At 65.9% G+C, this 21,335-nt stretch carries 16 protein-coding genes and 1 riboswitch; of the genes, 12 read left to right on the forward strand and 4 right to left on the reverse strand.

Translation table 11 applies throughout. The annotated features are described in order from the left end of the window. Positions 1 to 33: 33 nt before the first annotated feature. The 4 genes from FKZ61_RS16530 to gcvP all read right to left on the reverse strand — a co-directional run bounded on the left by FKZ61_RS16530 (position 34) and on the right by gcvP (position 7,366). Positions 34 to 1,686, reverse strand: coding sequence for an efflux RND transporter periplasmic adaptor subunit (locus tag FKZ61_RS16530; RefSeq protein ID WP_229964290.1), 1,653 nt, complete (start codon positions 1,684 to 1,686; stop codon positions 34 to 36). Positions 1,687 to 2,176: 490 nt separating this feature from the next. Further along, positions 2,177 to 3,403: an ABC transporter permease gene (locus FKZ61_RS16535; protein WP_141611242.1), complete on the reverse strand. Its 1,227-nt coding sequence runs from the start codon at positions 3,401 to 3,403 to the stop codon at positions 2,177 to 2,179. Beyond that, entirely contained in the window at positions 3,390 to 4,157 is a 768-nt protein-coding gene (locus tag FKZ61_RS16540; RefSeq protein WP_141611281.1) for an ABC transporter ATP-binding protein, read from the reverse strand. Before FKZ61_RS16540 ends, FKZ61_RS16535 begins: the two co-directional genes overlap by 14 nt. Positions 4,158 to 4,435: 278 nt before the next feature. Next, positions 4,436 to 7,366, reverse strand: a complete 2,931-nt coding sequence (gene gcvP / locus FKZ61_RS16545) for an aminomethyl-transferring glycine dehydrogenase (RefSeq protein WP_141611243.1) — start codon at positions 7,364 to 7,366, stop codon at positions 4,436 to 4,438. 192 nt (positions 7,367 to 7,558) lie between these two features. Beyond that, a riboswitch (glycine riboswitch) is annotated at positions 7,559 to 7,668 on the reverse strand. Between the two features lie 380 nt (positions 7,669 to 8,048). Between gcvP and hoxE the strand changes: the two genes are divergently transcribed. The 12 genes from hoxE to ppdK all read left to right on the forward strand — a co-directional run bounded on the left by hoxE (position 8,049) and on the right by ppdK (position 21,323). Continuing rightward, positions 8,049 to 8,600 (forward strand): bidirectional hydrogenase complex protein HoxE, encoded by a 552-nt coding sequence (gene hoxE, locus FKZ61_RS16550; RefSeq protein WP_141611244.1) that lies wholly within the window; start codon positions 8,049 to 8,051, stop codon positions 8,598 to 8,600. A 27-nt stretch (positions 8,601 to 8,627) separates the two neighbouring features. Beyond that, positions 8,628 to 10,352, forward strand: a complete 1,725-nt coding sequence (locus FKZ61_RS16555) for a NuoF family protein (RefSeq protein WP_141611245.1) — start codon at positions 8,628 to 8,630, stop codon at positions 10,350 to 10,352. Beyond that, positions 10,352 to 11,083 (forward strand): bidirectional hydrogenase complex protein HoxU, encoded by a 732-nt coding sequence (gene hoxU / locus FKZ61_RS16560; RefSeq protein WP_141611246.1) that lies wholly within the window; start codon positions 10,352 to 10,354, stop codon positions 11,081 to 11,083. The genes FKZ61_RS16555 and hoxU overlap by 1 nt, the downstream gene beginning before the upstream one ends. 13 nt (positions 11,084 to 11,096) lie before the next feature. Next, positions 11,097 to 11,684, forward strand: coding sequence for an NADH-quinone oxidoreductase subunit B family protein (locus FKZ61_RS16565; protein ID WP_170199851.1), 588 nt, complete (start codon positions 11,097 to 11,099; stop codon positions 11,682 to 11,684). 27 nt (positions 11,685 to 11,711) lie between these two features. Beyond that, the gene (locus FKZ61_RS16570; RefSeq protein WP_141611247.1) at positions 11,712 to 13,160 is read left to right on the forward strand and encodes a Ni/Fe hydrogenase subunit alpha; all 1,449 of its coding nucleotides are present in this window, start codon (positions 11,712 to 11,714) and stop codon (positions 13,158 to 13,160) included. After that, a complete protein-coding gene (locus FKZ61_RS16575) occupies positions 13,157 to 13,717 on the forward strand; it encodes a hydrogenase (RefSeq protein ID WP_141611248.1) in 561 nt (186 codons plus the stop codon). Before FKZ61_RS16570 ends, FKZ61_RS16575 begins: the two co-directional genes overlap by 4 nt. A gap of 236 nt (positions 13,718 to 13,953) precedes the next feature. Next, positions 13,954 to 14,682, forward strand: coding sequence for an SCO family protein (locus FKZ61_RS16580; protein WP_141611249.1), 729 nt, complete (start codon positions 13,954 to 13,956; stop codon positions 14,680 to 14,682). 134 nt (positions 14,683 to 14,816) lie between these two features. Beyond that, positions 14,817 to 15,476 (forward strand): SCO family protein, encoded by a 660-nt coding sequence (locus FKZ61_RS16585; RefSeq protein ID WP_170199853.1) that lies wholly within the window; start codon positions 14,817 to 14,819, stop codon positions 15,474 to 15,476. Positions 15,477 to 15,775: 299 nt separating this feature from the next. Next, complete coding sequence (locus tag FKZ61_RS16590) at positions 15,776 to 15,895, forward strand: cytochrome c oxidase subunit 2A (RefSeq protein ID WP_141611251.1); 120 nt, start codon at positions 15,776 to 15,778, stop codon at positions 15,893 to 15,895. After that, positions 15,892 to 16,482 carry a cytochrome c oxidase subunit II gene (locus FKZ61_RS16595; RefSeq protein WP_211358597.1) on the forward strand — a complete coding sequence of 197 codons (591 nt, stop codon included), beginning with the start codon at positions 15,892 to 15,894 and terminating at the stop codon, positions 16,480 to 16,482. Before FKZ61_RS16590 ends, FKZ61_RS16595 begins: the two co-directional genes overlap by 4 nt. 45 nt (positions 16,483 to 16,527) lie before the next feature. After that, entirely contained in the window at positions 16,528 to 18,228 is a 1,701-nt protein-coding gene (locus FKZ61_RS16600; RefSeq protein ID WP_229964292.1) for a cbb3-type cytochrome c oxidase subunit I, read from the forward strand. 278 nt (positions 18,229 to 18,506) lie between these two features. Next, the gene (ppdK, locus tag FKZ61_RS16605; RefSeq protein WP_141611252.1) at positions 18,507 to 21,323 is read left to right on the forward strand and encodes a pyruvate, phosphate dikinase; all 2,817 of its coding nucleotides are present in this window, start codon (positions 18,507 to 18,509) and stop codon (positions 21,321 to 21,323) included. Positions 21,324 to 21,335: the final 12 nt, after the last annotated feature.

Raw genomic sequence — 21,335 nt, forward strand, 5'->3', positions numbered from 1 at the left:
ATGGGCAATCTACAAGAAATCACCCCGATTGAACTACTGGCGGCCGCCGCCCAGCGCCCGCCCACCGCCGGGGATCGGGCCCCCTGGTCCGCCGAAGCGGAAGTTCGACTCCTGGTTGGTGAAGGAAGCGACTGAACCCACCACTTCGTCGCCCAGTTGGAGCTCATCGGACTGGACCACGGTCCATTCTCCCTGGACCCGGCCCGGCGTCACCTGCACCGGCAAGGTCTGGCCGTTCCGCACCACCAGGATCACCGGGGTGCCGTTCTGATTTTGAATGGCGTTGCTGGGCACCAGCCATTCGTTATCCTCGCTGGCGGTCTGGCTGGCCAGGGTGGCCACCGCGGTCATGCCGGGGCGCACCTGGTCCAGTGGACCCTCCAGGAGCTGGATGGTCACGGGGTAATTAACCACGCCGGAGGTGCTGTCGCTGGCCGGCGCAATGCGGGTGACCTGGCCGATGAACTGCTGGCCGATGAGGGCATCCACCTGAATTTCAGCCCGCTGGCCGATGCTCACCTGGGGGATGTCCACTTCAGCCACGTCGATGGTGAGCTGGAGCTGGGTGGTGTCGGCCATGGTCATGACCACGGCGCCCTGGGAGACCTGCTGGCCGGGCGTCACGTTCACCGAGAGGACGGTGCCATCCATGGGGGCGGTCACCTGGGCTTTGCCCAGGGCTTCGTAGGCCTCCTGCAGGTCGATCAGGGCCTGCTCCAGTGCAATCTCCGCCGCGCGCAGGTCGGTGGCCGAGGGGCCGGCCTTCAGGGTCTCCAGGTTGGCTTCGGCCTGGGCCACGGCGGCCTCGGCGCTGGCGATGTCGGCCGGCGTGGGCTGCTGGAGCAGCAGGTCCAGCGCGTGCTGCGCGTTGAGCACCGCGGCCAGCGCGTCCGCCCGTTCAGAGGCGGTGGCCGGCTCTGTGGCCTGGGCGTAGGCCGCGGCCGCGGCCTCGTAATCGATGGTGGCCTGTTGGAGGGTCGCTGCCTGGCTGGAGGCGGCCGCGTCGTTGCGCCAGGCCACCTGATCGTAGGCTCGCTGGGCTTCCTGGAGCGCGATCTCCTTCTTCTTTAAGTCAGCGCTGAGCTGGGTCAGCTCATACTCGCTGGGCCCGGCGATGAGCTCCTGGTAGCGGGCCTGGGCTGCAGCCAGTTCGTTGCGGGCTGCGTTGATCTCCTCCTGGGTGGGGCCGGCCAGCACCTGGGCCAGATTTTCCCGGGCCGAAGCCAGCTCCGCCTCCGCCACCGCGATATCCGCCGGGGTGACCTCGGAGCGGAGCTCCTCCAGTTGATTCTTTTGGGATTCCACGGCCAGTTCCGCCCGCCGGACGGCCCGTTCCAGCTCGGTGGTGTCCAGGGTCAGCAGCACGTCGCCGGCCGCGACCTGGTCGCCTACTTGCACCAGGATTCGCTTCACCCGGCCGCTGACTTCCATGGCCACGTCCACCGTTTCGATCAGCTCGATGTTGCCGGAAGCACTCACCTGCCCCAGGACGGTGTTGGCCGGCTGGATGCGCACAGTGCTGGCCGGGGCCGCCTGCTGGGCGTCGGCGCCGGTGGGCACGAACTGTCCCTGGCCAGTCTGGGCCACCTGGCCGGAGGCCGGGGTCGCCTCCTGGCCCCGCAGACTGGCCCCTGCCTGGGTATGGAAGAGGAAGTAGTAGCCGCCTGCAGCGAGCAGAGCTGCCACGAGCAGGCCAATCCAAATGCGCTTTCCTGTCATCGTTTCCCTTTCCTGATAAAGATAGAGTCAGTCCTTGACAAATGTGGCCCATGGGCGGAGGGCATATTCTCCCATGCGGTGTTGTTCCATCTGGGTCGGCATCTGAGCGCTTCCTGCACCCTCATGGCCCCGCGGGAGATGAACAATCGGCACGACCCGTAGGTCACGCATCCCTGCGTGACATGGGTTCCCGCCCCGTTGGGTGCGGATGTCCGGCCAGGAGACCGGACCTACCCATCTGCGTCCTTTTTTCAGGCCAGTGCTTCCTGCACCCTCATAGCCCCTCGGGAGATGAACAATCGGCACGATACGTAGGTCACGCATCCCTGCGTGACATGGGTTCCCGCCCCGTTGGGTGCGGATCTCCGGCCAGGAGACCGGACCTACCCATCTGCGTCCTTTTTTCAGGCCAGGATGCCGACTCCGCGTCGAAATCGTGAACGACCGAGCGTGGTTTCTACTCGAAGCGCAGGGCCTCGATGGGATCCAGCTGGGTCGCCCGCATGGCCGGGTACAGGCCGAAGACGAAGCCACAGGCCGAGCTGACGACCAGGGCCAGCACCAGATACTGGGGCAGGATTACCACCCGGAAGGTGGCTGCCGACATGTTGCTCACCAGGTACCCCACGCCGTAGCTCAGGCCGATGCCCAGGACGCCCCCCACCGAGGTGAGGACCAGGGCCTCGATGAGGAACTGGAGCAGGATGTCGCTGTCGTGGGCGCCCAGGGCCTTGCGCAGACCGATCTCCCGGGTCCGCTCGGTCACCGAGACCAGCATGATGTTCATGATGCCGATGCCACCTACCACCAGGCTGACGCTGCCGATGCTGCCCAGCAGCAGGGTCAGGGTTCCAGAGACGTCGCTGGCGATGCTCAGGAGGGTGGCCTGGTTGAAGATGGAGAAGTCGTTCTCCTCGTCGGCAGTCAGGCCGTGACGCAGGCGCAGGGTCATCTCGATGTCCGCCTGGGCCTCATCCAGCCGGTCCGCACTCACGGCCTGGATGCTGATGGACGAGACGGTGTATTCGCCCCGGTGGCGGGGGGCATTGAAGAGCCGTTTCTGGGCCACGCCGATGGGCACAAAGACCCGGTCGTCGTTGCTGCCGAAGCCGGTGCCGCCGGTGGCCTCTAGCACGCCCACCACCTGGAAGAGGTCGGTGTTGATGCGCACTGCCTGGCCCACGGGATCCGCGCCGCCGAAGAGGTCCTGAGCCACGTTGGCACCCAGGACCACCACCCGCTGCTGTTGCTCCACCTCCTCCGGCGAGAGAAACGCTCCCTCGGCCACCGTGAGATTGCGCACCGCGGCGTAATCGGCTGTGGTGCCCACCACATTGTTCTGGCTCTCCACGGTGCCCACCACCAGGGTGGCGTTGCCGGTGTACTCCGGCACCACCAGGGCCAGGTCCGGGTGCAGGGTGCGGTTGGACAGGGCTTCCACATCGCCCATGGTGAGGGTGGTGGAGCCACCGGCGTTGCGGTTGGTGGTGCCGTTGACGGTGAGAAGGTTGGTGCCGCCGCTCTCGATGCGCTCGGTGATGCTGGCCGCGGCGCCGGCGCCGATGCCCACGGTGGTCAGCACTGCGGCCACGCCGATGATGATGCCCAGCATGGTCAGGAGGGCCCGCAGCTTGTGGGCCAGGATGCTCTCCAGTGCCACGGCAAAGTACCTAAGCACCCGCATGGCGGCCCTCCTGTTCCAGGGGCAGGGGCTGCAGTCCGTCTTGGATGGGGACGGCCGTGGTGGGCATCTCCCGGAGCCCGGGGCCAGGCCGGTCGGAGACGATCTGACCGTCGTGGAGGGTGATGATGCGCCGGGCCTGGTTGGCCACGTTGATGTCGTGGGTGACCACGATGAGGGTGATGCCGTTCTCGTTGAGCTCCCGGAAGAGGGCCATCACCTCGGCGCCGGTTTGGGAATCCAGGGCGCCCGTTGGCTCGTCGGCCAGGACCAGGCTGGGGTTGTTGACCAGGGCCCGGGCAATGGCCACCCGCTGCTGTTGGCCGCCCGAGAGCTCGTCCGGGCGATGGTCGGCCCGGTCGGCCAGGCCCACCCGTTCCAGGGCGCGCATGGCCATCTCCCGGGCCTGGCGGGGCGGCACGCCGGCGTAGAAGAGGGGCAACTCCACCTGGCGCCGGGCCGGCGTGCGGGCCAGCAGGTTGAAGCGCTGGAAGACAAAGCCGATCTCCCGGTTGCGCAGGTCCGCCAGGCGGTTCTTGCTGAGCTGGCTCACCTCCGTGCCCCGGATCCGGTAGGTGCCGCTGGTGGGCCGATCCAGCAGGCCGATGAGGTTCATGAGGGTGCTCTTGCCCGAGCCGCTGGCTCCCATGATGGCCACATACTCGCCGGCCTCCACCCGGAAGGAGACGCCCCGCAGGGCGTGGACCTGGGTCTTGCCCATGACGTAGGTCTTGGTGATGTCCTGGATCTCCACCACAGGAACCGGGCCGGCGCTGTCCTGTTGCATCTGACTGCTCACGACGATTTCCCCTTAATCATGAGTCCACTGCTGAACGGAGAACGATAATAGAGTCCGCTCCCGGCGCCAGCCGGGACCGCTTTCACCGTCTATTTTCAGTGTATCGAGAAAATGTGGAGAAGTTCTGGAGAAAAGTTAAAGCAGATATTAGGGTCCGTGGACCCTGGGGGAACAGACCGTCGGGGCAAGGGAAACGTCCCCCTGCCCCGACCGATCCCAAAGGGGGGATCCGCCCGTCAGGCGTAGGCTTCCAGGGGCGGACAGGTGCAGACCAGGTGCCGGTCGCCGTAGACGTTGTCGATGCGGGCCACTGGGGGCCAAAATTTGGCCTCCCGCACCCAGGGCGCGGGGAAGGCGGCCTGCTCCCGGGAGTAGCGGTGGTTCCAGACATCGGCCGCCACCATCTGGGCCGTGTGGGGCGCGCCCTTCAGCGGGTTGTCCTCCGGGTCCATCTCTCCCCGCTCAATGGCCCGGATCTCCTCGCGAATGGCGATCATGGCGTCGCAGAAGCGATCCAGCTCCTCCTTCGACTCACTCTCGGTGGGCTCGATCATCAGCGTACCCGGCACCGGGAAGGACATGGTCGGCGCATGGAAGCCGAAATCCATCAGGCGCTTGGCGATGTCCTCCACTTCCACGCCCACGGCCTTCAGCGGCCGTACGTCGATGATGCATTCGTGGGCCACCCGCCCCTGGGCCCCTTTGTAGAGGACCGGGTAGTGGGGCTCCAGGCGGGCGGCGATGTAGTTGGCGTTGAGGATAGCGATTTTGGTGGCGGCGGTCAGGCCGGCTGCGCCCATCATGGCGATGTAGGCGTAGGAGATGGGCAGGATGCTGGGGCTGCCCCACGGCGCGGCCGAGACTGCGCCCACGCTCTCTGCGCCGCCCACGCCGGGCACCACCGGGCTGTTGGGCAGGAAGGGCGCCAGGTGCGCCGCCACACAGATGGGGCCCATCCCCGGGCCGCCTCCGCCATGGGGGATGCAGAAGGTCTTGTGCAAATTCAGGTGACAGACATCCGCGCCCATGTCCCCGGGGCGGCAGAGGCCCACCTGGGCGTTCATGTTGGCGCCGTCCATGTAGACCTGGCCGCCGTGCTGGTGGACGATGCGGCAGAGCTCCACGATACCCTCTTCGAAGACGCCGTGGGTGGAGGGGTAGGTGACCATGATGGCCGCCAGCTCCTGGCTGTGCTCCTCGGCCTTGGCCCGCAGGTCGTCCAGGTCCACGTTGCCGTTCTCGTCACAGCGCACCACCACCACGGTCATGCCGGCCATCACCGCGCTGGCCGGGTTGGTGCCGTGGGCCGAGGCAGGGATGAGGCAGATGTGGCGGTGGCCTTCGCCCCGGGCCTGGTGATAGGCCCGGATGAGCAACAGGCCGGCGTACTCGCCCTGGGAGCCCGCGTTGGGCTGGAGGGAGACGGCATCAAAACCGGTGATCTCGGCCAGCATGGCTTCCAGCCGGCGGAAGAGCTCGGCGTAGCCCTGGGCCTGTTCCCGGGGCACGAAGGGGTGCAGGTGCGCGAATTCCGGCCAGGTGATGGGCAGCATCTCAGTGGTCGCGTTGAGCTTCATGGTACAGGAGCCCAGGGGGATCATGGAATGGGCCAGGGAGATGTCCCGCCCCTGGAGCCGGAAGATGTAGCGCAGCATCTCCGTCTCGGAGTGGTAGCGGTGGAAGACCGGGTGGGTGAGGAAGTCGCTGGTGCGGGCCAGGGGCGCCGGGTAGGTCAGATCCGCCTCCGCGGCCAGGGCTTCCACATCGGCCTGGGCGCCGAAGATCTGAAGCAGGGCTTCCAGCTCCTCCGGCGTGGTGGCCTCGTCCAGGGAAAGGCCCACTGCACCGTCCGGGTAGGCCCGCAGGTTGATGCGCCGCTGGCGGGCCGCTTCCAGGATCGCTGCCTGGCTGCGGGGGCCGGCGGTGATCTTCAGCGTGTCGAAGACGGGGCCGTCGTTGAGGGTGTAGCCGGCCTGGCGCAGGGCCTGGGCCAGGACCGTGGTCAGAAGTTGCACCCGGCGGGCGATGGTGCGCAGGCCGTCTGGGCCGTGGTAGACCGCGTACATGGAGGCCATGATGGCCAGGAGCACCTGGGCCGTGCAGATGTTGCTGGTGGCCTTTTCCCGGCGGATGTGCTGCTCCCGGGTCTGGAGGGCCAGGCGGAAGGCGGGGGCGCCGTTGGCGTCCACCGAGACGCCCACCAGACGGCCGGGCATGAGGCGCTTGAGGGCGTCGGTGGTGGCCATGAAGGCGGCGTGGGGGCCGCCGTAGCCCATGGGCACGCCGAAGCGCTGGCTGCTGCCCACGGCGATGTCGGCGCCGAACTCGCCGGGTGGGCGCAGCAGGGTCAGGGCCAGCAGGTCGGTGGCCACCACCACCAGCGCGCCGGCCTGGTGGGCCCGCTCCACAAAGTTCGCGTAGTCTTCGATGTTGCCTTCAGTGTCCGGATATTGGAGCAAGGCGCCGAAGGTGGGCTGGCTGAAGTCGTAGCTTGCGGGATCGCCCACCACCACCTGGAAGCCGAAGGGTTCGGCCCGGGTCTGGACCACGGCGATGGTCTGGGGGTGGCATTTTTCGGAGACGAAGAAGGTGTTGGCGGTGGAGCGACGTTGGGCCCGCTTGCACATGGTCATGGCTTCGGCGGCCGCGGTCCCTTCGTCCAGCAGGGAGGCGTTGGCGATTTCCAGGCCGGTGAGGTCACAGACCATGGTCTGGAAGTTGAGGAGCGCCTCCAGGCGGCCCTGGGCGATTTCAGGCTGGTACGGGGTGTAGTGGGTGTACCAGCCCGGATTTTCCAGGATGTTGCGCTGGATCACCGGCGGGGTGATGCAGTCGTAGTAGCCCATGCCGATGAACGAGCGGAAGATCTGGTTTTGCGCGGCCAGCTCCCGCAGGTCGGCCAGGACCTGGCTTTCGGTGCGGGGGGGCGGCAGATCCAGGGGGCGCTGCAGGCGGATGTTGGCCGGCACGGCCTGGTCGATGAGCTCATCCAGGGAGGAGACGCCGATGGTGGCCAGCATCTCGGCCACGGCGGCCGGGGTGGGGCCCAGGTGGCGGCGTGGGAAGGTGTCCTGGGGTTGCAAGAGCGCCTGCCGGGCCTGGGGATCGGTGGTTGGGTCTGGGGGGGATGGGTCGAAAATGGCATCCAGCACGTTGGACAGGGTCATGATTCTACTCCCTCCTGTGTCACAAAACGGGGAACAAAAAACGGGCACTCCAAAAGGATGCCCGTCTGCTCTGTCGTCGACCTGAGAGATTGTCCTCACCTGATGAATTGCCCGAGTGAATGCCCGAGTGAATAGGTGAGAATTGCCCCGTCGGTGCTCCTGCCCAGGGGACAGGAGGCTTTCCAGAGTGGCTTATGCGCAACGATCCTTTTGCCTGAGAGTGTCACCGGCGTGGTGTGGCTGCCACGTCGGCTTGCACCTTCGGCGTCCTGGCAGAGCAGGCCCTCTCTCGCTGCGCCGTATCAGCCTGTGGATATTCGGTTGTCTGGTTTTCTATTATGCCATGGAGTGGAGCGGAATGCCAGATGCCCGCCCCTGCGGGAATGGGTGCCCCTTTCACCTGTCTGGGGTCAATCGGGGCGAAAAATTTTTCGTCCCTACATGCTGGCCAGCATAGCCGTCGCGGTCCCTTCATCCGCCTGGGTCTGAAGAAATCGGGCGGGCACGGGGCCGCCCCCTGGTCAACTGGCCAGGGGCAAGACCGGCCAGCCGGGCAGGGTCAGGTCTCCCCAGTTGCCTGACGCCAGGTGACCCATTCTCCGGTACAGTAAACATGCCGGGAGCATGCCTCCCCGGCGCCGGGCCGGTGCATCCGTGGATTCCAGCTTTGGAAAGGACGCGTATGGCTGCCAGACCGACTGCCAAACGTTCACCCCGCCGGGACGATGGCGGGGAGCATCCCAGCGGCGACCCCCGCTTCAAGTTGATCGACCGGACGTTGAAGCGCTTCCAGTATCAACAGGATGCCCTGATCGAGGTGTTGCACACTGCCCAGGAGGCTTTCGGCTTCCTGGAGGAGGATCTCCTGATCTATGTGGCCCGCCAGCTCAAGCTGCCCCTGAGTTGGGTCTACGGCGTGGCCACCTTTTACCATTTCTTTTCCCTGAAACCCCAGGGGGAGCACACCTGCATTGTCTGCATGGGGACGGCCTGTTACGTCAAGCGGGCGGCCGAGATCGTCGCCTCGCTGCAGGCGGAATTTGGGGTGGAGCCAGGCCAGACCACGCCCGACGGCAAACTCAGCGTCGCCACCGCCCGTTGTCTGGGCAGCTGTGGACTGGCGCCGGTGATTGTGGTGGATGGCGAAGTCCTGGGCCGGGAGACGCCGGAGACCACCCTCAGCCGGCTCAAGGCCCTGCTGGACACTTCTCAGCCGGAACCCATGGCCGGCTAATGGCCCACTGAAGGGAGGGTGCAAACCATGAATCGAGCCGACCTGGAGAACATGGCCCAACGGGAGCAGGAGCGACAGCAGGGTTTCCGCTGCCGGCTGCTCTGTTGTGCCAGCACACCCTGTCTGTCCTCCGGCGGCACCGCTGTGGCCGACGCGCTGCAGGATGAGATCGCCCGCCGGGAGTTGAACGCGGAGGTCCAGGTGGTTTCCACCGGCTGCATGGGGCCCTGCAGCCGCGGGCCGGTGGTTACCGTCCAGCGCCAGGGAGAGCCGGACCTCCTCTACGAAAATGTCACGCCGGATGCCGCCCGCCGCATCGTCCAACAACATGTGCAGGGCGGTGAGCCGGTCCAGGAGCATCTGCTGCCCCTGGACATCCCTTTCTTCACCAAACAACACAAGGTGGTCCTGTCCAACAGTGGGCTCATCGACCCGGAGCGGCTGGAGGACTACGTGGCTCGGGGCGGCTACTCGGCCCTGGCCTTTGCCCTGCGGGAGATGACGCCCGAAGAGGTGTGCGCCGAGATCATCCGCAGCGGCCTGCGGGGCCGGGGCGGCGCCGGTTATCCCACCGGCCTCAAGTGGGACCTGGTGCGCAAGGCGCCGGGCGCCCGCAAGTTTGTGGTGGCCAACGGAGACGAGGGCGATCCCGGCGCTTACATGGATCGCACCCTGATGGAGTCGGACCCCCACCGGGTGCTGGAGGGCATGGCCATCGCTGGCTATGCCGTGGGCGCGGAACAGGGCTACATCTACGTGCGGGGGGAATACCCCATCGCCGCCAAACGGCTGGAGCGGGCCATCCGCGCCGCCGAGCGCCGGGGGCTGCTGGGCAGCCGCATCCTGGACAGCAACTTCAACTTCCGCATCGACGTGCGCATCGGCGCGGGCGCCTTCGTCTGTGGCGAGGAGACCGCCCTCATGGCTTCCATCATGGGACGCCGCGGCCAGCCGGTGCCCCGGCCACCCTATCCCGCCCAGCGGGGTCTGTGGGGCATGCCTACCCTCATCAACAACGTGGAAACCCTGGGCAACGTGGCGCCCATCATCACCCACGGCGCGGACTGGTTCGCCGGCATTGGCACGGAAAAGAGCAAGGGCACCAAGATCTTCGCCCTGGCCGGCAAGGTGGCCACCACCGGCCTCATCGAAGTGCCCATGGGCATCACCCTGCGGGAGATCGTCTTCGACATCGGCGGCGGCATCCCCGACGGGGGCACTTTCAAAGCGGCCCAGACCGGCGGCCCCAGTGGCGGCTGCATCCCCGCCCAGTTCTTGGATACGCCCGTGGACTACGAGAGCCTGCGGGCCCTGGGTTCCATCATGGGCTCTGGCGGCCTGATCGTCATGGATGACCGCAGCTGCATGGTGGACGTGGCCAAATTTTTCATGGAATTCTGCATGGACGAGAGCTGCGGCAAGTGTGTGCCGTGCCGGGTGGGGACGGTGGAGATGTACGAACTGCTCCGCCGCATCACCGACGGCAGCGCCACCCCCGCGGACCTGGCCACCCTGGAAGAGCTCTGCGTCATGGTGCAGGAGACCAGCCTCTGTGGCCTGGGCCAATCGGCCCCCAATCCAGTCCTGAGTACCCTGCGCTACTTCCGGGACGAGTACGAGGCCCACATCCGCGAGCGGCGTTGCCCTGCCGGCGTCTGCAGCCTGGATCAGGTGCCCGTCCTGGAATGGCCTGACCGGCTCCACGCCCAGGCCCTGGCCGGGAACGGCTCCATCTCCGGGGAGGTGAACTGATGTCCGTCGTCACACTCACGGTCAACGATGAACTGGTCAGTGCCCAGGAGGGGCAATCCCTGCTGAGCTTGCTGGAAGAGCTGGGCATTCAGATCCCGACCCTCTGTCACCTGGAGGGCCTGAGTGAGCGGGGGGGCTGCCGCCTCTGCCTGGTGGAAGTGGAGGGGAGCAACCGGCTGCTGGCCTCCTGCGTCACGCCCGTGCAGGAGGGGATGGTGGTCCGCACCCACAGTGACCGGCTCCTCAAGTACCGCCGCATGATTCTGGAGCTGCTCTTCGCCGAGCGCAACCACGTCTGCGCGGTCTGTGTCATGAACGGCCACTGCGAGCTCCAGGACCAGGCGGTGAACCTGGGGATGGACCACGTACGCTATCCCTACCTGAACCCGGATCTGCCGGTGGATGCCAGCCACGAACGCTTCGTGCTGGATCACAACCGCTGCATCCTCTGCACCCGCTGTGTCCGGGTCTGCGACGAGATCGAGGGCGCCCACGTCTGGGATGTGATGGGACGGGGTGTGAACAGTCGCATCATCGCCGACCTGAACCAGCCCTGGGGAACCAGCCAGAGCTGCACCAGCTGTGGCAAGTGTGTCCAGGTCTGCCCCACCGGCGCCCTGACCACCCGGGGCGTCACCGTGGCGGAAATGGAAAAGCAACATGACTTCCTGCGCTGGATCCTGGATGGGCGCAACAAGAAGCAGTGGCACTATCCGGCCGGCGAGCAGTAGGGAGGAAAGGGCCATGGAACGCCAACAAGCTGAGAAAACGCCCCAGGAGCGCCCCGCCCAACGGGGCAAGGTACGCCTGGCCACGGCCTGGCTGGGCGGCTGCTCCGGCTGTCACATGAGCTTTCTGGACCTGGACGAGAAGCTGATCGAGCTGGCCGAGCAGGTGGAGCTGGTCTACAGCCCCATCGCCGACGCCAAGGAGTTTCCCGCCGACGTGGACGTGACCCTGGTGGAGGGCGCGGTGGCCAACGTGGACCACCTGTTGCTGGCCCGGGAGATCCGGGCCAACAGCCGGATCGTGGTCAGCTTCGGCGACTGCGCCGTGACCGGCAACGTCACCAGCCTGCGCAATCGCCTGGCAGTGGACGACCTCCTCACCCAGGTGTACCGGGAAGGGCCGGGGCGGGCCCCCACCGGCGGCGAGCCGGACGGGGTCATGCCGGCCCTGCTGCCCAAGGTCCTGCCCCTGCACCAGGTGATCCCGGTGGATGCCTACGTGCCGGGCTGCCCGCCAGATCCGGACCGGATCTGGGCGGCGGTGACCGCGCTGCTGGCCGGGCAGCCGGTGGAGCTTCCGCCGGAGATGCGTCGCTTTGGCTAACATGAGCAATCAGGATTGGGGGGCACCATGCCACGCACCGTCACCATCGATCCGGTGACCCGGATCGAAGGCCATGCGAAAATTACCATTCACCTGGACGACGCCGGCCAGGTGGCCGACGCCCGCTTTCACGTCACCGAATTTCGCGGCTTCGAGAAATTCTGCGAGGGGCGCACCTTCTGGGAGATGCCGGGCATCACCGCGCGCATCTGCGGCATCTGCCCTGTCAGCCACCTGATGGCCTCGGCCAAGGCCGGCGATGCCATCCTGGGCGTTCGCATCCCGCCCACGGCGGAAAAGTTGCGCCGGCTGATGAACTGGGCCCAGATCGTCCAGAGCCACGCGCTGAGTTTCTTTCACCTGAGCGGGCCGGACCTGCTCCTGGGGATGGAAAGCGATCCCGGCCAGCGGAACCTCATGGGGCTCATCGCCCGCCACCCGGACATCGCCCGCAACGGCATCCGGCTGCGCCATTTCGGCCAGGAGGTGATCCGCATCCTGGGGGGACGCAGCGTCCACCCGGCCTGGACAGTGCCAGGCGGCGTGCGGGAGCCCCTGAGCCCGGAAAACCGGGCCCGGATCCAGGAGATGCTGCCGGAGGCCCTGGCGATTGTGGAGCAGGCCCTGGAGCTGTACCAGCGCCTGCTGCCCCAGTTCTCCGAGGAGGTGACCGTCTACGGGGACTTCCCCAGCCTCTTCCTGGGCCTGGTGACGCCTGCGGGTGGGCTGGAGCACTACGACGGCCTGCTGCGGGTGATGGACGGCGACGGCCGGATCCTGGAAGAGGGCCTGCCGCCTGCCCGCTATCGGGAGATCATCGGCGAGGCGGTGGAGCCGTGGAGCTACCTGAAGTTCCCCTTCTACAGGCCCAGGGCCCAGGAGAAGGGCGGCCGCTACCAGGAGGGCATGTATCGGGTGGGGCCCCTGGCCCGCCTCAATATCTGTGACTTTGCCGGCACGCCCCGGGCCGACGAGTACCTGCAGGCCTTCCGCCAGCTCGCGCCCCAGGGCAAGCCGGTGACGGGCAGCTTCCATTACCACTATGCCCGCCTGATCGAGATCCTCTTCTCCCTGGAGAAGATCCAGGAGACCCTGGCCGATCCGGAGATCACCGACAGCCACGTGCGCAGCAAGGCCGACGTGAACCAGCTGGTGGGGGTGGGCGTCAGCGAGGCGCCCCGTGGGACCCTCTTCCACGAGTACCATGTGAACGAGGACGGGGTGCTCCAGCGGGTGAATCTGATCATCGCCACGGGGCAGAACAACCTGGCCATGAATCAGACCATCGCCCAGATCGCCCGCCACTATGTGGACGGCCCGTCGTTGCGGCAGGGCATCCTCAACCGGCTGGAACATGGCATCCGGCTCTTCGATCCCTGCCTGAGCTGTTCGACCCACGCCCTGGGGCAGATGCCCCTTCAGGTGCAGCTGATGGGGCCGGACGGTACGTTGCTGGATGAGCTGACCCGAGCGTGACAGAGCAACGGACGCCCCCAGCAGTTAGTGCTGCGCCGTACCTGTTGATCCTGGGATATGGCAACACCCTGCGCCGGGATGACGGGGCAGGGTGTTTTCTGGCTCAGGCCCTGGCCCGCTGTTGGCAGGCCCGGGGCCTACCCGTGCGCCTGGAAACTGGCCATCAGCTGGTGCCAGAGATGGCCCTGGAGATCGCCGCGCCGGCGGTGGCCGCGGTCCTCTTCGTGGATGCAGCGAAGGGTCTATCCACCTGGCGGCTACAGCCGGTGTGCCTGGAATCCTCCATGGAGGGCGGGGGGCATACTTTGTCGCCGGCGGGCCTTTTGGCCCACGCCCGGCTCTTCCGCAATGAGCTGCCTCCTGCCTGGCTGCTGACCATCCCCGGCAGGGATTTCGGCCACGGCGAGGGGTTGGATAGCCATACCCGGCTGATCTTGCGGGATGTGCTCGAACATGCCCTGCCTCTGTGGCAACGGATTGCCGGCAGTACCAACGGTCGTCTTTCCCTGGCTTCTCAGGCTTCTGGCGGGGTTGCTTTTGGCGGAGGGATGGAGTAGACTGAGCAACGCATGTCCTACGTCCTTGCGGTATCCCTCTGGCGCAGAGAAAGATCAGGAAATCCCGGCAGAGATTCGCCGATAGTTGCCACCAGAGGGAGTGCGCCCAGAGGGACACCCGGAATTTCTGCCGTGGCATTTACGCCAGACCATACCAGGGGAGTTCAGAGAAAACTCTGCGGGCTCTGCGTCTCTGTGGTGTCCTTGCAATGGTGTCCTTGCAATGAAGACAGACGATGAAACCGATGACCCAGGGAATCACCCTACCCGAGCGAGCCGGCACAGTCATGGGCCCAGTACCCGCCTTCCGGCGCCCCTGGCTTTGGGCCAGCCTGCTCGCCTTGCCCATCTTGGGCCTGCTGGCCTTCGTGATCTTCCAACCCATCCAGGTGCTGCCCCGGATTGCCCTGGCGCCGGGCTACGCCTTTGTGGACCAGAATGGCCAGCGGCTCACCAGCGAGGATCTGCGGGGCCGCCTGGCCCTCTACACCTTCACCTATACCGGCTGCCTGGCTCCGTGCCCGGATCCCGGCGTGGCCCTGGCCCGGCTCCAGCAGGAACTGGCCGACCTGGACACAGGGTCGCTTCCCCTCTCCTTTGTGACCATCTCCTTCGACCCGGACCGGGATGATCCGGCCGCGCTGCGGCGCTATGGGGCGCAGCTGGGCATGGATCCCGCCCGCTGGCATGGAGTCACCGGCCAGGAGCCATTCCTCAAGCAGGTGATCGGCGGCGGATTTGGCGTCTACTACCAGCGCCAGGACGACGGATCCTTCCAGTTCGATCCCACCTTCGTCCTGGTGGACGGCTGGGGCATCATCCGGGCCCGCTACCGCACCGCCACGCCGGATGTGGAGCGCCTGCGCCGGGACATCGGCCTGGTTGTGCGGGAGGTGGAGAACAGCCGGGGGATCCAGCGCTACGCCTATGAAGCTGCCCACCTGTTCCTCTGCTATCCCAAATGAGTGTTGCGTCTACTGTAGTAAATCCCGGCAGAAATTCGCCGATGGTTTCCACCAGAGGTCGTGCGTCCAGAGGGCACCCGGAATTTCTGCCGTGGTATTTATGCCAGACTGTAGTAGGAGGTTTGTTACGTTCCATGGAAACGACCGTTCCTTCGCAGGAAGGCCAGGCCACCCAGCGCATTGCTCGTCGCCCCTGGCGCCATCCCCTGGTGCTGGGCCTGGCCGTGATGTTGGTTGTGGCCGTGGGCCTGCTGCTGGTCCTGCGCCTGCGGCCGCCGGAGCTTCACGGCGTGCTCATCCAGTCGCCCCAACAGGCGGACGACTTCACCCTCACCGCCATGACCGGGGAGCCGGTCAGCCTGAGCGACTTCCGGGGCCGGTATGTCCTGCTCTACTTCGGCTATACCTTCTGCCCGGATGTCTGCCCCACCACGCTGAACGACCTGGCTGCCATGGCTGACATCCTGGGCGAGCGGAAGATGGAGCAGGTGCAGGTGCTCTTCGTCAGCGTGGATCCGGCGCGGGACACCCCTGAGCACCTGGCCAGCTACCTGCCCCATTTCAACCCATCCTTCCTGGGCCTCACCGGCCCCGAGGCCCAGATCCAGCAGGTGGCCAGCCAATTCGGCATCTACTTCGAGCGCCGGGGCGAGCCCGGCACGGCTTACACCGTGGACCACACCAGCGTGGTCATCGCGGTGGATCCGGAGGGCTATGTGCGCATGATCTTCCCCTACGGCACCACAGCCGAGGAGATGGCGGCGGACATGAGCTACCTGTTGCGGCGATTTTAAACCCGGGACACATGCCTCTCCCACCGGTCCTTCCGCTCTGCGGGGGGGAGGGGGGAGGAATCGTCTGTTTTTGTGGTGTGCTGCGCCGCAGCACCCACAAAAACTCCATCATGCTTGTGCTCCCAGCGAGGGAAAGGGGTAGGGGGATGGGGTGGAACAGTTGTATGTAGGTCACGCATCCTTGCGTGACAGAGGTGCAGGGACCCCTGTCCGGCCAGGAGGCCGGATCTACGGTAAGATGGGTGAACGGACACCACTAGAAAAGAAATAACACAGAAACGAAACAAGGAGAGCGTGTCATGAAAGATCCAGACACACCGAAGGGGACCATCGCCTTGTTGGCGGTCTATGTCCTGATCATCATTGCCCTGTGGGGCAGCGTCTACCTGACCATGATTTCGCGAGGGACGACCCAATGAGTGAACAACCGATGGAAAGCCAGAGCCAACATGAACCCACCCACGGCCCGGCACCGGAGGCCGGGGGGACGCCTGCCGAGGCGCTTCACGTGGATCGTTTCGAAGGGGCCTGGATCCGCATCTCCGTGGTGATCCTGGCCGTCTTCCTGCTGGCGGTGCTTGCCTCCGGCTTTGCCATGGGCGTCCAGGTGCCGGGTGTCTACCAGCGCATCGACCCCAGAACCCTGTACGACCCGGGCAGCCCCTTTGCCAACCCGGGGCTGCGGGAGCTGGCGCCAGGCAAATATGAGCTCTATCTGCGCGCCCAGATCTGGCAGTTCGCACCCAACGAGATCCACATTCCGGCCGGTTCCGAGGTGACCTTCTACGTGACCAGCCAGGACGTGCAGCACGGTTTCAAAATCATGGAGACCAACGTCAACATGATGGTCCTGCCCGGTCAGATTTCCACCTTGAAGACCCGGTTTGATACGCCGGGCACCTATGAATTTGTCTGCCACGAATATTGTGGCCAGCTTCATCACACCATGTTTGGCCGGATCATCGTGGAAGCGCCAACCCAAGAGAGCACAGCCCAGGCCCGGTAGCCGGGCTTCCGTTCCCTGACCCGTTGCACAAGAGGAGAATCGACCATGTCTGTACAAGCCATGCCCGCTGCGCCCGCCCAATCAACACCGGCGCCCGTGCCCCTGACCGACGCCGACCTCAAGCTCGTGGATCGGCTGACGGGTTGGAACATCGGCATCGGCATCGGCGCCCTGACCATCGGCCTGCTGTTGGGCGTGCTCCAGGGCCTGGAACATGCGGGACTGAACCTCTACACCTACCTGCAGCCGGTGATCAAGACCTACTACCAGGGGCTGACCATTCACGGTGTGCTCAATGCGCTGGTCTGGACCACCTTTTTCATCTGCGGATTCTTTACCTTTGTGGTGGTGCGTAGCCTTCAGCGGCCCCTGCGCTACCCCTGGATCAACGTGTTGGCCCTGGTCCTGATGGTGGTCGGCCTGCTGATGGCCGCCTATCCCCTGCTGGCCAACTTGGCCTCGGTCCTCTACACCTTCTACCCACCCATGCTGGCCGACTGGACCTTCTACGTGGGCCTGACCCTGGTGGTGGTGGGCTCGTGGACCGTGGGCTACGGCCTCTATTTCACCTACGGCGCCTGGCGCAAGGAGAACCCCGGCGTGCGGACGCCCTTCCTGGCCCTGGGCGCGCTGATCACCATGGTCATGTGGCAGCTGGCCACCCTGGGCGTCGCTGCGGAGATCCTCTTCCTGCTCCTGCCGGCGGCCTTTGGCTGGACCGACGGCACCGACCCGCTGCTGGCCCGCTCCCTCTTCTGGTACTTCGGCCATCCCCTGGTCTACTTCTGGCTCCTGCCGGCCTACCTCTCCTGGTACGGCATGTTGCCCGCCCAGACGGACGGCAAGATGTTCAGCGAGCCCCTGGCCCGCTTCGTCTTCTGGCTCTTCCTGGTGCTCTCGGTGCCGGTGGGCTTCCACCACCAGTACACCGACCCGGGCATTCCCCAGGGCTGGAAGTTCCTCCACACCATCCTGACCCTGGGCGTGGCCTTCCCCAGCCTGATCACTGCCTTCACTGTGGTGGCCTCCCTGGAGCTGGGCGCGCGCAAGCGGGGCGGCAAGGGCTGGTTCGGCTGGATCCGGAAGCTGAACTGGGGCGATCCTTCCTACGCGGCCCAGAACCTGGCCATGATCCTCTTCGCCTTCGGTGGCATCAGCGGCATCACCAACGCCTCCTACGACATGAACCTGGTGGTCCACAACACCGCCTGGGTGCCCGGCCACTTCCACCTGACCGTGGGCTCGGCCACCACCCTGACCTTCTTCGGCATTTGCTACTGGCTGGTGCCCAAGCTCACAGGCCACAAGCTTTTCACCCCCTGGCTGGCCCGGGCCCAGGCCTGGACCTGGTTCTTCGGTATGCTCTTCTTCGCCAATGCCTACCACCTGATGGGGCTGCGGTTTGGCGTGCCCCGGCGCACCATGCTGGGCGATGCCCCCTACGCCTCCGCCGCCTGGACACCCTACCTGCTGGAATCGGTCTTGGGCGTGGGGCTGTTGACCATCAGCGCCACCCTCTTCTTCCTGGTCATCTTCGCCACGGTGCTCCTGCCCCGCAAGCTGGACGCGCCCGTGGAAATGCCGGTGGCCGAGCCCCTGGATCCCAAACCGGCGCCGGCCTGGCTGGATACCTGGTGGCCGTGGCTCAACGGCGCCATCGCCCTGATCCTGCTCAGCTACGGACCCATCCTGTACCAGCTCATCCGGGATGCCCAGTGGATCCCCATCGCACCCCGAGTCTGGTAGGCGTCTGGCAGGCGTCGCCTGACCCGTCTCCCCTCTTCTGGATGTCGCCCGGTACCCCTGGCCAGCTGGCCAGGAGGGAAACCCACCGGCTGACCAGTGCCCAATCTCTCCAGATGCCCGGCGCATCTGGAGAGATTTTTCTTTAGACTGGGGCACGAACCCTGTTGCGCGATCCAGGCCTGTCTCCCAGGCAGGTCTGTTTGGGTGTCTCCCTTTGTGGGGAGACCTCTGGCAGCCGTGATCCGTTCTCAAGACGGTGCATATCAAGGAGAGGTCCGATGGCGACAGCTGTAGCAGAACGACAGACTGGTGCAGAAGCGGCTGGCACCCAGGCCGGCAAAAAATGGGTCTACATGTTCTCGGAGTTGGACGAGGTCGAGGCGTACCTGCAGCCCAAGAGCTGGGACGACGTGAAGGCGCTCCTGGGCGGCAAGGGCGCCAACCTGTTCGAGATGACCCGGCTGGGCATCCCCGTGCCGCCGGGCTTCACCGTCACCACCGAGGCCTGCAACGCCTACCTGGCCCACGACCACAAGTTTCCGCCGGGCATGTGGGAGCAGGAAGTGGAGGCCATGCATCGCCTGGAGGAAGTGACGGGCAAACGGTTCGGCGATCCCAGCAACCCCCTCTTCGTCTCCTGTCGGTCCGGCGCCAAATTCTCCATGCCGGGCATGATGGACACGGTGCTGAACATTGGCCTCAATGACGAGACGGCCCAGGGCATGATCGAGCTGACCCAGGATCCCCGCTTCGTCTACGACTCCTACCGCCGCCTGGTCCAGATGTTCGGCGCGGTGGTGCTGGGCGTGCCCGATGAACCCTTCGAAGAGGTCATCGCGGAAGTCAAAAAGGAGCGGGGTGTCCGCCTGGACATCGAGCTGACGGCCGAGGAATGGCAGCGCATCACCGAGCGCTTCAAGGGGCTGGTGGTGGCCTTCGCTGGCCGGGAATTCCCCCAGGACCCCTACGAGCAGTTGGAGCTGGCCACCCGGGCCGTCTTCAACAGCTGGTTCGGCAAGCGTGCGGTGGACTACCGCAACGCCACCGGCATCAGCCACGATCTGGGCACCGCAGTGAACATCCAGATGGTGGTCTTCGGCAACATGGGGGAGAACAGCGGCACCGGCGTCGCCTTCACCCGCAACCCCATCACCGGCGCCAAGGAGCTTTACGGCGACTACCTGATCAACGCCCAGGGCGAGGATGTGGTAGCCGGCATCCGTACCCCCCAGCCCATCAGCCAGCTCCAGCAGGAGATGCCCGAGGTCTACCAGCAGTTCCTGGAGATCGTGGAAAAGCTGGAACGCCACTTCCGGGACATGCAGGATGTGGAGTTCACCATCGAGCGGGGCAAGCTCTGGATGCTCCAGACCCGGGATGGCAAGCGTACAGCCCGGGCCGCCATCAAGATCGCGGTGGACATGGCCAACGAGGGGCTGATCACCCGGGAAGAGGCGCTCCTGCGGGTCCAGCCCAACCAGGTGGACATGCTGCTGCACCCCCAGTTCAGCGCCGAGGTGAAGCAGCAGGCGGCTGCAGAGGGGCGCCTGCTGGTAGAGAAGGCCGTCAACGCCAGCCCCGGCGCGGCCGTGGGCCTGGCCGTCTTCGATGCGGACACGGCCGAAAAGTGGGGCCGGGAAGGCAAGCCGGTCATCATGATTCGGCCGGAGACCAAGCCCGATGATGTCCACGGCATGATCGCGGCCCAGGGGATCCTGACCAGCCGGGGTGGCGCCACCAGCCACGCCGCGGTGGTGGCCCGCCAGTTCGGCAAGCCCGCCGTCTGCGGCGCCGAATCCCTCCAGATCAACGTGGAGCAGCGCCTCTTCGTGGTCCAGACCGAAACCGCCACCGTGGAGGTCCGGGAGGGCGACTGGCTGAGCATCGACGGCGGCACCGGCGAGGTCTTCCTGGGCAAGCTGGAGACCCAGGAGCCGGACTTCGAGCGGGAGGTGGAGCTGAACACCCTCCTGGGCTGGGCTGACGAGATCCGCAAGCTGGGCGTCTGGGCCAATGCCGACTACCCCAAAGACGCGGAGCGGGCCCGCCGCTACGGCGCCGAGGGCATCGGCCTCTGCCGCACCGAGCACATGTTCTTCGAAGAGGAGCGGCTGCCCATCGTCCAGGAGATGATCATGGCCCGCAGCAAGGCCCGGCGCATCGCCGCGCTGGAGAAGCTGCTGCCCATGCAGCGGGCTGATTTCGAGGGCATCTTCCGGGCCATGGACGGCCAGCCGGTGATCATCCGCCTGCTGGATCCGCCCCTGCACGAGTTCCTGCCCTCCTACGACCAGCTGGTGCAGGATCTGGCCGACCTGAAGGTGCGCCTGCAACACTACCACACCCTGAGCGAGATCGACCAGGCCCTGGCCGAAGTACGCCAGAAGGAGGACATCCTCAGCCGGGTGGAGGCCCTGCGGGAGGCCAACCCCATGCTGGGCCTGCGGGGTGACCGGCTGGGCGTGGTCATGCCCGAGATCACCGAAATGCAGGTGCGGGCCATCCTGGAGGCGGCCGTCCGGGTCAAGCGGGAAGGCGTGGATGTCCACCCGGAGATCATGATCCCCCTGGCCGGCCACGTCAACGAGCTGAAGCGCATGCGGGAGATCGTGGAGTCGGTGGCCAAGGAGGTCTTTGGGGAGATGGGCAACTCGGTGAGCTACAAGTTCGGCACCATGATCGAGGTGCCCCGGGCCGCCCTGACCGCGGACGAAATGGCCAGCGAGGCCGAGTTCTTCAGCTTCGGCACCAACGACCTGACCCAGACCACCTTTGGCATCAGCCGGGACGACGCCGAGGCCAAGTTCCTGATCCAGTACGTGGAGGAGGGCATCCTGCCCCACAACCCGTTCCAGCAGCTGGATCGCTCGGGCGTGGGCAAGCTGATCCAGATGGCCGTGAACATGGGCCGCCAGGCCCGCCCCGACCTCCACGTGGGCATCTGCGGCGAACATGGCGGCGACCCGGACAGCATCGAGTTCTGTCACCTGATCGGCCTGGACTACGTGAGCTGCAGCCCCTTCCGGGTTCCCATCGCCCGGCTGGCCGCTGCCCAGGCCGCCATCAAAAATGGTCAATCCCAGGCCGGGGAATGAATCCGGCGTGAA

The sequence above is a fragment of the Litorilinea aerophila genome (genome assembly GCF_006569185.2).
Taxonomy (GTDB): Bacteria; Chloroflexota; Anaerolineae; order Caldilineales; family Caldilineaceae; genus Litorilinea; species Litorilinea aerophila.

Coding starts and splice junctions, on each gene's coding strand:
- FKZ61_RS16535 (WP_141611242.1), bottom strand. CDS start 3,403: ATGCGGGTGCTTAGGTACTTTGCCGTGGCACTGGAGAGCATCCTGGCC.
- gcvP (WP_141611243.1), bottom strand. CDS start 7,366: ATGACCCTGTCCAACGTGCTGGATGCCATTTTCGACCCATCCCCCCCA.
- hoxE (WP_141611244.1), top strand. CDS start 8,049: ATGGCTGCCAGACCGACTGCCAAACGTTCACCCCGCCGGGACGATGGC.
- FKZ61_RS16555 (WP_141611245.1), top strand. CDS start 8,628: ATGAATCGAGCCGACCTGGAGAACATGGCCCAACGGGAGCAGGAGCGA.
- hoxU (WP_141611246.1), top strand. CDS start 10,352: ATGTCCGTCGTCACACTCACGGTCAACGATGAACTGGTCAGTGCCCAG.
- FKZ61_RS16565 (WP_170199851.1), top strand. CDS start 11,097: ATGGAACGCCAACAAGCTGAGAAAACGCCCCAGGAGCGCCCCGCCCAA.
- FKZ61_RS16570 (WP_141611247.1), top strand. CDS start 11,712: ATGCCACGCACCGTCACCATCGATCCGGTGACCCGGATCGAAGGCCAT.
- FKZ61_RS16580 (WP_141611249.1), top strand. CDS start 13,954: ATGAAACCGATGACCCAGGGAATCACCCTACCCGAGCGAGCCGGCACA.
- FKZ61_RS16585 (WP_170199853.1), top strand. CDS start 14,817: ATGGAAACGACCGTTCCTTCGCAGGAAGGCCAGGCCACCCAGCGCATT.
- FKZ61_RS16590 (WP_141611251.1), top strand. CDS start 15,776: ATGAAAGATCCAGACACACCGAAGGGGACCATCGCCTTGTTGGCGGTC.
- FKZ61_RS16595 (WP_211358597.1), top strand. CDS start 15,892: ATGAGTGAACAACCGATGGAAAGCCAGAGCCAACATGAACCCACCCAC.
- FKZ61_RS16600 (WP_229964292.1), top strand. CDS start 16,528: ATGTCTGTACAAGCCATGCCCGCTGCGCCCGCCCAATCAACACCGGCG.
- ppdK (WP_141611252.1), top strand. CDS start 18,507: ATGGCGACAGCTGTAGCAGAACGACAGACTGGTGCAGAAGCGGCTGGC.